General features: G+C 69.3%; 8 protein-coding genes. 2 read left to right on the top strand and 6 right to left on the bottom strand.

All coding sequences use genetic code 11. From position 1 onward, the window contains the following. Positions 1–83: 83 nt before the first annotated feature. Both AB0O01_RS33835 and nrdR read right to left on the bottom strand, forming a co-directional pair. Positions 84–2,993, bottom strand: a complete 2,910-nt coding sequence (locus AB0O01_RS33835; RefSeq protein ID WP_365319539.1) for a vitamin B12-dependent ribonucleotide reductase — start codon at positions 2,991–2,993, stop codon at positions 84–86. 172 nt (positions 2,994–3,165) lie between these two features. Then, positions 3,166–3,732, bottom strand: a complete 567-nt coding sequence (gene nrdR / locus AB0O01_RS33830; RefSeq protein WP_365319537.1) for a transcriptional regulator NrdR — start codon at positions 3,730–3,732, stop codon at positions 3,166–3,168. Positions 3,733–4,341: 609 nt separating this feature from the next. Here nrdR and lexA point away from each other — a divergent pair. Beyond that, the gene (gene lexA / locus AB0O01_RS33825) at positions 4,342–5,121 is read left to right on the top strand and encodes a transcriptional repressor LexA (protein WP_365319535.1); all 780 of its coding nucleotides are present in this window, start codon (positions 4,342–4,344) and stop codon (positions 5,119–5,121) included. A 294-nt stretch (positions 5,122–5,415) separates the two neighbouring features. Here the strand turns inward: lexA and AB0O01_RS33820 are convergent, their stop codons facing one another. The 3 genes from AB0O01_RS33820 to AB0O01_RS33810 all read right to left on the bottom strand — a co-directional run bounded on the left by AB0O01_RS33820 (position 5,416) and on the right by AB0O01_RS33810 (position 10,225). Beyond that, on the bottom strand, positions 5,416–7,395 hold the full coding sequence (locus AB0O01_RS33820; RefSeq protein ID WP_365319533.1) for an ATP-dependent DNA helicase: 1,980 nt from the start codon (positions 7,393–7,395) through the stop codon (positions 5,416–5,418). Positions 7,396–7,562: 167 nt separating this feature from the next. Then, entirely contained in the window at positions 7,563–8,396 is an 834-nt protein-coding gene (locus tag AB0O01_RS33815) for a GNAT family N-acetyltransferase (RefSeq protein WP_365319602.1), read from the bottom strand. Next, positions 8,291–10,225 carry an IucA/IucC family protein gene (locus AB0O01_RS33810; RefSeq protein WP_365319532.1) on the bottom strand — a complete coding sequence of 645 codons (1,935 nt, stop codon included), beginning with the start codon at positions 10,223–10,225 and terminating at the stop codon, positions 8,291–8,293. Before AB0O01_RS33810 ends, AB0O01_RS33815 begins: the two co-directional genes overlap by 106 nt. A gap of 344 nt (positions 10,226–10,569) precedes the next feature. Here AB0O01_RS33810 and AB0O01_RS33805 point away from each other — a divergent pair, with 344 nt between their 5' ends. Then, positions 10,570–11,796, top strand: a complete 1,227-nt coding sequence (locus AB0O01_RS33805; RefSeq protein WP_365319530.1) for a hypothetical protein — start codon at positions 10,570–10,572, stop codon at positions 11,794–11,796. A gap of 232 nt (positions 11,797–12,028) precedes the next feature. On the opposite strand, the gene hflX is transcribed toward AB0O01_RS33805, so the two are convergent. Continuing rightward, the gene (gene hflX, locus AB0O01_RS33800; RefSeq protein WP_365319528.1) at positions 12,029–13,522 is read right to left on the bottom strand and encodes a GTPase HflX; all 1,494 of its coding nucleotides are present in this window, start codon (positions 13,520–13,522) and stop codon (positions 12,029–12,031) included. Positions 13,523–13,653 lie beyond the last annotated feature (131 nt).

The raw sequence follows: 13,653 nt of genomic DNA, 5'->3' as shown, positions 1-13,653 counted from the left end.
ACCTGACGCCGACGCCCCTCCTCATGCTTCACCTCTGCGGTGTGCGCCCCGGGCAGGGTGCCCGGGGCGCACACCGAGAGGCATTAGCTGCAACCGCTGGTGGACCCGCATCCCTCGCAGATGTAGCAGGACCCGGCCCGCTGCATCTTGGTGCCGCAGGAGAAGCACAGCGGGGCGTCGGCCTGGATGCCGAGCTGCATCTCCACCAGTTCCGCGCTGGTGTGGGCCTGCCGGGGGGCGGGCGCGGCCTCCTCCTCGGCACCGGCCGGCTTCGGCGCGGTGACGGCCTTGAGTTCCTGGGCCCGCGGTGCCGACTGGGCGAGGCCCTCGACATCGACGTCGTCGTCCAGGGGCTCGTACGAGCCCGTCTCCAGGTGGCGCTGGCGCTCGTCGGCGGAGTGGATGCCGAGCGCGGAGCGCGTCTCGAACGGGAGGAAGTCGAGCGCCAGGCGGCGGAAGATGTAGTCGACGATCGACTGGGCCATCCGGACATCGGGGTCGTCCGTCATCCCGGCCGGCTCGAAGCGCATGTTGGTGAACTTCGAGACGTACGTCTCCAGGGGCACGCCGTACTGGAGACCAACCGAGACGGCGATGGAGAAGGCGTCCATCATGCCCGCGAGGGTCGAGCCCTGCTTGGACATCTTCAGGAAGACCTCGCCGAGACCGTCGTCCGGGTAGGAATTGGCGGTCATGTAGCCCTCGGCACCACCGACCGTGAAGGACGTGGTGATCCCGGGGCGGCCCTTGGGGAGGCGCTTGCGGACCGGCCGGTACTCGACGACCTTCTCGACCTTGGACTCCGCGGCGGAGACGGCAGCCGAGGCAGGGACGGGGGCGGCCTTGGTCTCCGGCTCCTTCTTCTTGGCGGAGAGCGGCTGGCCGACCTTGCAGTTGTCGCGGTAGATGGCGAGGGCCTTGATGCCCATCTTCCAGGCCTCGAAGTAGATCTCCTCGACCTCCTCGACGGTCGCCGTCTCCGGCATGTTGACCGTCTTGGACAGGGCGCCGGAGATCCACGGCTGGATGGCGGCCATCATGCGGACGTGGCCCATCGGGGAGATGGTGCGCTCGCCCATGGCGCAGTCGAACACCTCGTAGTGTTCGAGCTTGAGGCCCGGGGCGTCGATCACATTGCCGTGGTCGGCGATGTGATCGACGATCGCCTCGATCTGCTCCTCCTGGTAGCCCAGGCGGCGCAGGGCCTGCGGGACGGTGCCGTTGACGATCTGCATCGAGCCGCCGCCGACCAGCTTCTTGAACTTGACCAGCGCGAGGTCGGGCTCCAGGCCGGTGGTGTCGCAGGACATCGCCAGACCGATGGTGCCGGTCGGGGCGATGACGGACGCCTGGGCATTACGGAAACCGTTCTTCTCACCCAGGCGCAGCACGTCCTGCCACGCCTCGGTGGCGGCGGCCCAGATCGGCGTGTCGAGGTCGTCCACGCGGACGGCCAGGCCGTTGGCGTCGGCGTGCTGCTTCATGACGCGGTTGTGGGCGTCGGCGTTGCGCGCGTAGCCGTCGTAGGCGCCGACGACCGTGGCCAGCTCGGCGGAGCGGCGGTAGGCCGTGCCGGTCATCAGCGAGGTGACGGCACCGGCCAGGGCACGGCCGCCGTCGGAGTCGTAGGCGTGGCCGGTCGCCATCAGCAGGGCGCCGAGGTTGGCGTAGCCGATGCCGAGCTGGCGGAACGCGCGGGTGTTCTCGCCGATCTTCTGGGTGGGGAAGTCGGCGAAGGAGATGGAGATGTCCATCGCGGTGATGACCAGCTCGACGACCTTGGCGAAGCGCTCGGCCTCGAAGGACTGGTTGCCCTTGCCGTCGTCCTTGAGGAACTTCATCAGGTTCAGCGAGGCCAGGTTGCAGGACGTGTTGTCCAGGTGCATGTACTCGCTGCACGGGTTCGAGCCGTTGATCCGGCCCGATTCCGGGCACGTGTGCCAGTGGTTGATGGTGTCGTCGTACTGGATGCCCGGGTCGGCGCAGGCCCAGGCGGCCTCGGCCATCTTGCGGAAGAGGGCCTTGGCGTCGACCTTCTCGATGACCTCGCCGGTCATCCGGGCGCGCAGACCGAAGGTCTCGCCGTTCTCGACGGCCGTCATGAACTCGTCGTTCACCCGGACCGAGTTGTTGGCGTTCTGGTACTGGACGGACGTGATGTCGTCGCCGCCCAGGTCCATGTCGAAGCCCGCGTCGCGCAGGGCGCGGATCTTCTCCTCCTCCTTGACCTTGGTCTCGATGAAGTCCTCGATGTCGGGGTGGTCGACGTCGAGGATGACCATCTTGGCGGCGCGCCGAGTGGCGCCACCGGACTTGATCGTTCCTGCGGAGGCGTCGGCACCGCGCATGAAGGAGACCGGACCGGAGGCGTTGCCTCCGGAGGAGAGCAGTTCCTTGGAGGAACGGATCCGGGAGAGGTTCAGGCCGGCGCCGGAGCCGCCCTTGAAGATCATGCCCTCTTCCTTGTACCAGTCGAGGATCGACTCCATGGAGTCGTCGACGGACAGGATGAAGCAGGCGGACACCTGCTGCGGCTGGGGCGTGCCCACGTTGAACCAGACGGGGCTGTTGAAGCTGAAGATCTGGTGCAGGAGGGCGTACGCCAGCTCGTGCTCGAAGATCTCGGCGTCGGCGGGCGAGGCGAAGTACTTGTAGTCCTCGCCGGCCTTCCGATACGTCTTCACGATGCGGTCGATCAGTTGCTTGAGGCTGGTCTCACGCTGCGGGGTGCCGACGGCACCGCGGAAGTACTTGCTGGTGACGATGTTGACCGCGTTCACCGACCAGGAGCCGGGGAACTCCACGCCGCGCTGCTCGAAATTGACCGAGCCGTCGCGCCAGTTGGTCATGACGACGTCACGACGCTCCCATTCCACCTCGTCGTACGGGTGCACTCCAGGGGTGGTGTGGATGCGCTCGATACGCAGTCCCTTGCTGGCCTTGGCTCCCTTTGCGCGGGAACCTCGTGCCGGACCGCTCGTCGTCTCTGTCATGCCGCCTCCCTGTACGGGCGAAAACGCCCTGAAGTGCCCCGTTGTTCCCGTGGCACGGTGTTCTGTCTGGTACTGCGGGCAGGCCCAGGCTCCGCCCACAACAGGTGATTCGATTCGCCGCCGTACGGCCGGTCCCGCCATCCGCCGCGGTCCGGTACCGGCCCTTCTCCGGTCAGTCGGCGGCGTGGACGGGCTGGGGGACCTGCCTGGTCCCGCCGGGCCCGCGATGGTCTTCCCGGCTCCCCGTGACAGCGCCTTGTCCGTCGTCGCGGGCCTCGTCGTCCGCGGCGGGGGGCCTCGTCTCCCTGAGTTCCGCGATGGCCGTCTCGAAGTCGTCGAGCGAGTCGAAGGCCCGGTAGACGGAGGCGAAACGCAGATAGGCGACGAGATCCAGTTCCTGGAGGGGGCCGAGTATGGCCAGACCCACGTCGTGGGTGGTCAGCTCGGCACTCCCGGTGGCCCGCACCGCCTCCTCGACCCGCTGGCCGAGCTGGGCGAGTGCGTCCTCGGTGACAGGCCGCCCCTGGCATGCCTTGCGCACACCGTTGATGACCTTGGTACGACTGAAGGGCTCGGTGACTCCGGACCGCTTGACCACCATGAGCGAGCACGTCTCCACGGTCGTGAAACGACGGGAGCAGTCAGGGCACTGGCGGCGCCTGCGGATCGACGTACCGTCGTCGGTCGTACGGCTGTCGACGACACGGCTGTCGGGATGCCGGCAGAAGGGGCAGTGCATGATCTCCCAACCCTCCTCGCAGCAGAACTCAATAGCCCCAGGAGGCCACTCGGGCCCCTCGAAGCAGGCACCAGCATAGGCGATGGTCCTGGGCCTGAAGACCCGGGGGACCACAACTTCTGGGCTGTTGATGCAATCCAACCACTAGATGTGGGGATTGGCGCATACATACACGCCGCGCCGCGTGTCGCGGGTCCGACCGGATCTGCCGCGTGACGGTACCGCTCCGTACCGTCGTCGGAAGCACCTCGACACGGGGTGTCCGGTACGCCCCGGAGGACACACCTGTGCCACTCCGTACCCCGGAGGGGGCCCGGGGAGATACCGTGGGCGCCGCAGGGAAGCGGCGTGGGGCTCCCGTACGGATGGAGACCCGCGCCCTGCCGGGCGGGACACCGGCTGGCAGACTGGGGCGACCCCACAAGGGCCCCACCCGGCGCAGAACAGTACAACAGTGCGGCCCCCCGCCCACCGGAAGCACGTCAGCCATACACCCCGAGGGAAGATCGCAACAGAGGGATCGCGCTTTTTCACTCGAACGTGTGTTTGGCGCAACCTTTCGAAAGCAACTACCGTTGTCCAGCAGGGAGACCATCGAGAGGGGCCGACGTGACCACGACCGCAGACAGTGCCACCATCACTGCCCAGGACCGCTCCCAGGGCCGACTTGAGCCGGTGCATGCGATGAACGAAGCCACGCATCCCGAGGGGCACAAGCGCTCCCTACCGGGCCGACCTCCAGGCATCCGGGCGGACAGCTCGGGCCTGACCGACCGGCAGCGCCGGGTGATCGAGGTCATCCGGGACTCGGTGCAGCGCCGCGGCTACCCACCGTCCATGCGGGAGATCGGCCAGGCGGTCGGCCTGTCCAGCACCTCGTCCGTGGCCCACCAACTGATGGCTCTGGAGCGCAAGGGCTTCCTGCGCCGCGATCCGCACCGCCCGCGCGCGTACGAGGTACGCGGCTCGGACCAGGCCACGTCCGCGCAGCCCACGGACACCGCCGGCAAGCCCGCCGCGTCCTACGTCCCGCTGGTCGGCCGGATCGCCGCCGGTGGCCCGATCCTCGCGGAGGAGTCGGTCGAGGACGTCTTCCCCCTCCCCCGGCAGCTCGTCGGCGACGGTGAGCTGTTCGTGCTGAAGGTCGTCGGCGACTCCATGATCGAGGCCGCGATCTGCGACGGGGACTGGGTGACCGTCCGCCGCCAGCCGGTCGCGGAGAACGGCGACATCGTCGCCGCGATGCTCGACGGCGAGGCCACCGTCAAGCGCTTCAAGCGCGAGGACGGTCATGTCTGGCTGCTCCCGCACAATGCCGCGTACGAGCCGATCCCCGGTGACGACGCGACCATTCTCGGCAAGGTCGTCGCCGTACTGCGCCGCGTGTGAGCGCCGCGGCGAGCGGGCACGTCACCCCGCTTCCCTGACCGGGCCCCGGAACCTCTGCGCCGGTTCCGGGGTCCTGTGCTGTCCGCTGCGCGGGGGCCTCGGCCGAGCGGCTACGGGGCTTGGGCCACGGGCTTGAGTCGAGCGGTGCCGCCGTCGCGGCGGGGCTCGGCCGTACCCGGTGTGTCCGTTACGTGGGGTTACTGAACCCGGCACCCATACCCCGGCCAAGCGCCGGTTATGCTGCCCCGCGACGTGCGGTCGCGGGGCAGCATAACCAGCTCCCCAGCAGCGCCTTTACCCGGCCTCCTCCGCCTCGCGGGCCGCCGCGTCGATCACAGCCAGTGATCGCCTCACTTGATTACGGTCCGTGGTGTACCAGAAGTCGGGCAGTGACGCCTTCAGATAGGTGCCATAGCGGGCCGTCGCCAGCCGCTGATCGAGTACGGCGACCACACCACGGTCCCCGGTCGCCCGGACGAGTCGGCCGGCACCCTGCGCCATGAGCAGCGCGGCATGGGTCGCGGCCACCGCCATGAAGCCGTTGCCGCCCGCCTCCTCCACCGCCTTCTGGCGGGCGCTCATGAGCGGATCGTCGGGACGGGGGAAGGGGATCTTGTCCATGACCACGAGCTGGCAACTGGCCCCGGGGACATCCACGCCCTGCCAGAGCGACAGCGTGCCGAAGAGGCAGGTCCTGGGGTCGGCCGCAAAGTTCTTGATCAACTCGCCGAGGGTTTCCTCGCCCTGGAGCAGGATCGGGTACTCCGGGATACGGGTGCGCAGGTCCTCCGCGGCGAGCTGCGCGGCCCGCATCGAGGAGAACAGGCCGAGCGTGCGCCCCCCGGCGGCCTGGATCAGCTCCGTCAGCTCATCCAGCATGTCGCCCCGGTCGCCGTCCCGCGCGGGGCGGGACAGATGCTTGGCGACATACAGAATGCCCTGCTTGGGATAGTCGAAGGGCGAGCCGACATCGATGCCCTTCCACTGCGGGAGGTCGTCGCCGCCGGTGCCCTCCGGATCCAGCCCCAGTGAGGCGCCGACGCCGTTGAAGTCGCCGCCCAGCTTCAGGGTCGCGGAGGTGAGGATCACCGAGCGGTCCGCGAAGAGCTTCTCCCGCAACAGACCGGAGACCGACATCGGCGCGACCCGCAGGGACGCCCCGAAGCGGTCGTGCCGCTCGTACCAGACGACGTCCCACTCCGAACCGTTGACCACCCGCTCCGCCACATCGTGGACGCTCTCCAGCGACGCCAGCGCCTGCTTGCGGACGGCGTCCTCGTCCTGGACGGACTTGTCCCGCGTCGCGCCGATCGCGGAGATCACCGTACGGCAGGCGTCGCGCAGCGCCATGAGGGCGTAGGCGAGATCCTCGGGGATCTCCTCCAGGCGGCCCGGCAGCGCCAGCTCCATCAGCCGCTCGAAGCCCTCGGCGGCGGTCTGCAACTGGTCGGCGGCCTTTTCATTGGCGAGCTTCGCGGCGCGGCGCACCGCGCGATTGACCTGCCCCGGCGTGAGTTCGCCGGTGGCGGCACCGGTGACCCGCGAGACCAGTTCGTGCGCCTCGTCGACGATCAGCACCTCGTGCTGCGGCAGGACCGGGGCACCCTCGATCGCGTCGATCGCCAGCAGCGCGTGATTGGTGACGACGACCTCCGCCAGTTTGGCGCGCTCCCGGGCCATCTCGGCGAAGCACTCGGCACCGTACGCGCACTTCGTCGCGCCCAGGCACTCGCGCGAGGAGACCGACACCTGCGACCAGGCACGATCGGACACGCCTGGGCTCAGATCGTCGCGGTCGCCGTCCTCCGTCCCGCCCGCCCAGTCACGCAGGCGCAGCAGGTCCTGGCCCAGTTTGCTGGTCGGGGCCGCGGCCTCGAACTGATCGAACAGGCCCTCTTCCTCGTCCTGCGGCACGCCCTCGTGGAGCCGGTGCAGACAGAGGTAGTTCGACCGGCCCTTGAGCATGGCGAACTCCGGGCGGCGCCGGAGGAGCGGATGCAGCGCCTTCACCGTGCGTGGCAGGTCGCGCTCGACGAGCTGGCGTTGCAGGGCGAGCGTCGCGGTCGCGACGACGACTCTCTCCCCGTGGGCGAGCGCGGGCACCAGGTATCCGAGGGATTTTCCGGTGCCGGTGCCGGCCTGTACCAGCAGGTGCGAGCCGCCGTCGATGACATCCGCGACGGCTTCGGCCATGGTCGCCTGGCCGGGACGCTCCGTGCCGCCGACGGCTGTGACGGCGGCGTGCAGGAGATCGGGGAGAGAGGGCTTTGTCATAGGGCGACCACCCTACGGCTCGGGACTGACAAAGGGGTGATGTCGGGGAGGGGGTGACATGGCGAGGAGTGAGGGTGAAGTTGCGGGAGGAGCGGCGGAGGGTGAGGGGGGTGGGAACCGAATCGCAGCGAGCGGTGTACCAAAAGTGATGACGCTGTGGCACAGGGCTACAGCAGATCACGCAGGGATCGGTCTCGGATCATGAGCGCCGCTCGCTTGCCGGGCAGTGCGACCTCGGCGGCGAACCGAAATCCGGCGGTCAGGAAGGCGGAGACGGAGGGAGTGTTGCGGATGTCGGGTTCGGCTACGACGCGTGCGCAGTTCGGCCGGTGGTCGAGGACGAGGTCGGCCACGGCCCGGAGGAGACAACTGCCCAGTCCGCGTCCTCGGTCGGCGGTGCCGCCGATGAGGACATGGATACCGGTGTCGTGCGAGCGAGCCGGGTAGTGGTGGGCCAATGGGTCCAGGTCGGCACGGTAGATCTCCCAGTAGCTCATCGGTGTGCCGCCGTCGTCCAGCAGCCCGAGGCAGGGGACGCTGCGGCCATCACCGCTCTGCTGAGCGCTCAGATGCTCCTCGGCCACGGATTGGGGACCGGCCAGTTCCCAGAAGGCGGCGATTGCGGGGTCGTTCATCCAACCGCTGATGAGCGAGAGGTGGCGGGGCAGGTGGACGGGGAGTAGTCGGAAGGTGCCGAAGGGGGTGGGGGTGGGGTTCCAGGAGGGGACGTTGTCGAGGAGGGAAGGGGGATCGGGGGCGCGGGCCTCGGGCTTGGGCGCGGGCTCGGGCTCGGGCTCGGTGGGGAGCGTGGGGTGCGTGGGGTTCCTTGGGTGCATGAAGTCACGCCTTTTCCGGACGACGGGCGGCGGTGGAGGGTGAGGTGTGATCTGTGGCTTCAGGTGTGGAGGGGGTTGGTGATGGTGACGTAGACGGACTGGGTGTCGACCGGACCGATGAGTTCGTCCAGGCCGTGCGCGCGGGTGAGGAGGTTGGCCTTGCAGCGCAGGGTGGGGGCGTCGAGCAGGAGGGTGGGCAGGGATGTGCGGAGGCGGGCCGGGCCTGAGGAGACGCTCTCAAGGAAGTGGCGGAAGGCTGCGAGCAGGAGACGTTCGTCGGCCAGACGCTGGGCTCCGAAGGCGCCGATGAGTCCGCAGACGTTGTTGATCGCGAGGTAGTAGGCGAAGCGCTCGTCGGTGACCTCGTCGGAGACGAACGTGTCGCTGTGCTCGCCGATGCCGGGGAGTCGGGCGTCGAGGTCCGGGCGGCGCGATGCGCGGAAGTAGTAGCCCTGGTTGTCGCGGTAGCGACCGCCTGCGGGCCAGCCGTCCCGGTCGAGGGCGACCAGGGTGTTCTGCTGGTGGGCTTCGAGCGCGATTCCGGCTTCGGCGTCCAGCCAGAGAAGGGGGCGGACGACGTGTTCCAGGTAGCGCAGGAACCACTCGGCCGCTACGGCGGTGCGGGGGCGGTGGGTGCGGGTCGCGAGGGTTGTGATCACCTCGGCAAGCCGTGAGGGAGGGGTGGCCTCGGGGGTCCCTTCGAGTGGGCGGAGTGCTACGAGCCCGGCGATGCAGGAGATGTCGCCGGTGGGGCGGAAGGGGTTGTGGCGGATCACGGTGTCCAGCCCCTGTACGGGGTGGCCGTCCGGGGCGTCGACCGCCAGCCAGGCGGGGTCGCGGACGATGTCGAAGCCCGGGTGGACCGCCTGCCATTGCTGAGCGAGGCCGGTGCGGAGGAGGCGGTGCACTTCGACGCCTCGGTGGAGTTCCTTGCGGAGGTTCTCGCGACGGGAGTTGGTGATGCGCAGGGCGAGGGACAGCTTGAGCATGGCCGGGGCACCAGGACGGTAGACGGTGCGGACGGAGGAGGTGGGATGCCAGGTCGGACCGTGCGGGCCGAGGTCGCGCAGGAGTCCGGCGTCGAGAAGGGCGGCGACGTCCGGTCGGTGGAGTAACTGGCGCAGTTGCCAGGGGTGCACGGGCAGGGCTGTGTGGGCATCGGGCAGCGGCAGATCCGGTCCGGCGAGACCTGCGGTGAGACGGGAGGCGCGAATGGGGCGGCCTCGTTCGGTCCATGCCGAGTCGGTGGCGAGCACTGAGGGGGCGACGGAGAGCCAGTGGAGGCGGAAGCGGCCTCGGAGTTCCGGGGAGTAGAGGTGGGCTTCGGTTTCGGTGAGGCCCTCGCGGCTCTTCGGGGTGGGGTGCAGGGGGTGGCCGAGGAGGAGTGCCTGCTCTGCGGAGAGGAACAGGTCGGAGGTGTCGGCTGGGTGGCGCCGGCGTTCTGCGAGGAAGGTGGCGGTGCGGTGCAGGGAGTCGGCGACGCGGGACACGAGGTCGGTGGAGGCGGCTACGGCAGTGGTGGCAGGCGGTGGGGTGGTGGGGGTGGGGTGGGCGGCTGCCGAGGGCGGTGAGGCGTGGTGGGCCTCGCGGGTCAGGAGCGCGGCGAGGGTGACCGCGTCGAGGGGTGGGAGTGGTGTGGGTGGGGTTGGCGCGTCGGGTGGGGAGGTGGAGGCGCTCAGGTGGGGTGGGCCGAAGCGGTGGTGGCCTGTTGGTGACCAGTAGTGGACCGGGGCCAGGAGGGTGGTGCCGGTGGTGGGGAGGGGGATACGGAGGGTGCCGTTGGTGGGGGCGGGGAGGTTGGTCTCGCGGGTCCAGCAGCGGAGGAGGTTCTCGATGGTTGCGGCTTGGGCTGCGATGTAGGGGTCGGGGTGGTCCAGGAGGTCGGTGGTGATGCCGTCGAGTTGTTTGTGCGGGGGAGCGGCTTGGGGCTGGTGGGGGACGGAGGGATGGAGGGGTGAGGGCGCGGGGGGTGGTGGGGGTGGGGTACTGGTCACGACGGTCCTTGCGGGGGAGTTCGACTCACTGGGGATGAGTGGAGGGGCTTGTGCGACGAGATGGCTGAGGAACCCACACCTCCAACACCCCACCCCGCAACGGGTTACGCCGTGCCGCTGGATCCTCGTGCTGAGGGGACCGCTACGGCTGAGGCCGTCTGCCTCGCTGGTCAGGGAGCCTGTGGCCGAACCGTTGCCGATCCGTCGGAAGTCCCCCACAGCGACCGCATAGTGTGGGGGGCCGTTCCCAAGGGCCGGGCGGTCGGGGTGCGGAGTTCCCTGGGGGCTTTGCCGAGGTCACCGCTGTTGGGCCGAAATCCGTTCATATCAGGGGGAGTAACACCATGCGATCCATTCGGCCGTCGTTCATCGCTCGTCGGGGGAGTCGAACGCGGCGCAGAACGTCGCCGGTGCTGGCCGCGGTGGCGCTGGTGTCGGTGCTGGGGCTGACGGCGACGGCGTGCGGCGGGTCGGGCGGGACGTCGGCGGACGATGCCGCCGCGTCGGCCACGGCGGCGGCCGGTGACGACAAGATCCAGATTCCGGACGACATCAAGGACCGGCTCAAGGACTACGGGATAGACCTCGATTCCTGGCGGGACGGTGAGTGGAAGAACTGGAACCGGGACGACTGGCTGCGCGAGGCCGACGAGTTCATCAACCCGATCATCGAGGGCCTGTGGGATTCGGACCGGATGCGGGACGCGGAGGAGCCTGACCAGGGGGTCGAGGAGAACGACATCTCCGGTGACCAGGGGGTGACCGATCCCACGCCGGAGCCCGTGGAGGCGCAGGCGGTGCCGGCGCAGTACCACGACAGCGTGCCGGAGGCCGGGAAGCTGCTCTTCGACTCCCCCGAGGGCACGATGGTCTGCTCGGCGACGGTCGTGCAGGACCCGGCGAATCCCGGCAAGTCCAACATGGTCTGGACGGCGGGGCACTGTGTGCACGCAGGTAAGAGCGGGGGCTGGTACCGGAACATCGCGTTCGTGCCGTCGTACAACGACTCGGCGATGACGGCCCAGGAGTTGGAGACCGCCTCCGAGGAGGAGGTCGCTCCGTACGGTGTCTGGTGGGCGGACTGGGTGCAGACCTCTGACCAGTGGATCGAGCAGGGTGGGCCGACCGGGGGTGACGGTGCGGCGTACGACTTCGCGGTGATCCATGTGACTCCGGAGGAGGGTGCCGGGGGCACTTCGCTGGAGGAGACCGTGGGGGCGGCGCTGCCGGTGGACTTCGATGCTCCGTCGGTGCCGGAGATGGACAGCATGACGGCGACGGGGTATCCGGCGGCGGCGCCGTTCGACGGGCAGGCGCTGTATCAGTGCGAGGACAAGCCGGGGCGGCTGTCGATCACGGAGACGGACCCGACGATGTATCGGATCGGGTGCACCATGACGGGTGGTTCGTCGGGCGGTGGCTGGGTGGCGACCGGGTCCGGCGGTGAGCCCGCGCTGGTCTCCAACACGTCGATCGGTCCGGTGACCGCGGGATGGCTGGCCGGGCCACGGCTGGGCGAGGAGGCCAAGGGTGTGTTCGACGCGGTGAGTGAGAAGTTCGCCGGGCAGTAGCGAGGACCGAAGGTGGCGGTGGCGGGGCCATGGCTGCTGCGGGGACGCAGTCGTCCAGGGCTGCGCCTCCCCGCCGCTCGTGTGGCTCTGCGCAGTTCCGTGCCGGGTGCGGGGAGGTCTAGCGGGGAAGTCCGCGACCCAACCATGGCGACCGGCGGTCGGCGGTTGGCGGTATGAGTGAGGCCCGCCCCCAACACATCGGGGGCGGGCCTTCTCGGTGGCTGTTGGCGGGTCAGGCTGCCGGGGTCGGGATGTATGGGGTCAGTTCGGCGGCGAGTTCCTCGTGGACCCGTACCTTCAGGAGGGTGCCGTCCGCGGTGTGCTCCTCGGAGAGAATCTCGCCCTCGTCATGGGCGCGGGCGACCAGCTTGCCGTGGGTGTAGGGCACCAGGGCCTCGATCTCGACGGACGGCCGGGGCAGTTCGTTGTCGATCAGCGCGATCAGCTCGGCGATGCCCTCGCCCGTGCGGGCGGAGACCGGGAGTGCGCGCTTCTCGATGCGGAGCAGCCGCTGGAGGACCAGCGGATCGGCGGCGTCCGCCTTGTTGATCACGACGATCTCGGGTACGCCGGTGGCGCCGACGTCCCTGATCACCTCGCGTACGGCGGCGAGCTGCTCCTCCGGGACCGGGTGCGAGCCGTCCACCACATGGAGGATCAGATCGGCGTCGCCGACCTCCTCCATGGTGGAGCGGAACGCCTCGACCAGGTGGTGCGGCAGATGCCGGACGAAGCCGACGGTGTCCGCCAGGGTGTACTGCCGGCCGCTCGGGGTCTCGGCCCGGCGGACGGTCGGGTCGAGGGTCGCGAACAGGGCGTTCTCGACCAGGACGCCCGCGCCGGTGAGGCGGTTGAGCAGCGAGGACTTGCCCGCGTTGGTGTAGCCGGCGATGGCGACCGAGGGCACCTTGTTGCGGCGGCGCTCCTGGCGCTTGATATCGCGCCCGGTCTTCATCTCCGCGATCTCCCGGCGCATCTTCGCCATCTTCTCGCGGATCCGCCGCCGGTCCGTTTCGATCTTGGTCTCACCGGGACCGCGGGTGGCGAGGCCGCCGCCCTTGCCGCCGCCCATCTGCCGGGACAGCGACTGACCCCAGCCGCGCAGCCGCGGCAGCATGTACTGCATCTGCGCGAGCGAGACCTGTGCCTTGCCCTCTCGGGACTTGGCATGCTGGGCGAAGATGTCCAGGATCAGGGCCGTACGGTCGATGACCTTGACCTTGACGACGTCTTCGAGGTGGATGAGCTGGCCGGGGCTCAGCTCACCGTCGCAGACGACCGTGTCGGCGCCGGATTCGAGGACGACATCACGCAGTTCCTCGGCCTTGCCGGAACCGATGTAGGTGGCGGCGTCGGGCTTGTCGCGGCGCTGGAACACACCGTCGAGCACGACCGCGCCGGCGGTCTCCGCGAGGGCGGCCAGCTCGGCGAGGGAGTTCTCGGCGTCGGAGAGGGTCCCCGAGGTCCAGACGCCAACGAGGACGACCCGCTCCAGCCGGAGCTGGCGGTACTCGACCTCGGTGACGTCCTCCAGCTCGGTGGAGAGGCCCACCACCCGGCGCAGGGCCGCGCGGTCGGAGCGTTCGAGCTGGTCGCCGTCGCGCTCGCTGTCGATCTCGTGGCTCCAGGCGACGTCCTCTTCCATCAGGGCATCGGCCCGAAGACCGTCGGAGTAGCTGTGCGCGGGGCGCTGGGTGTCCTGGGAAGGGGATGAAGAGGAGGTCATTTGATCCTTACGTCGATGGGGTTGCCGTGGGGCGGCGACGGGGTGGAGGCGGGGCTGCGGAGCCCGGCCCGTCACTGTGCTCAACGCACGGGACCTTCGGGAGATTCCCGTGGCCAGGGCGTTTTACTCCG

Source organism: Streptomyces sp. NPDC093252 (assembly GCF_040683675.1).
Classification (GTDB): Bacteria; Actinomycetota; Actinomycetes; order Streptomycetales; family Streptomycetaceae; genus Streptomyces.
Note: the sequence above shows the minus strand (reverse complement) of the source record. Positions and strands in the feature narration are given on the sequence as shown.

Coding starts and splice junctions, on each gene's coding strand:
- AB0O01_RS33820 (WP_365319533.1), bottom strand. CDS start 7,395: ATGACAAAGCCCTCTCTCCCCGATCTCCTGCACGCCGCCGTCACAGCC.
- AB0O01_RS33835 (WP_365319539.1), bottom strand. CDS start 2,993: ATGACAGAGACGACGAGCGGTCCGGCACGAGGTTCCCGCGCAAAGGGA.
- AB0O01_RS33805 (WP_365319530.1), top strand. CDS start 10,570: ATGCGATCCATTCGGCCGTCGTTCATCGCTCGTCGGGGGAGTCGAACG.
- hflX (WP_365319528.1), bottom strand. CDS start 13,522: ATGACCTCCTCTTCATCCCCTTCCCAGGACACCCAGCGCCCCGCGCAC.
- nrdR (WP_365319537.1), bottom strand. CDS start 3,732: ATGCACTGCCCCTTCTGCCGGCATCCCGACAGCCGTGTCGTCGACAGC.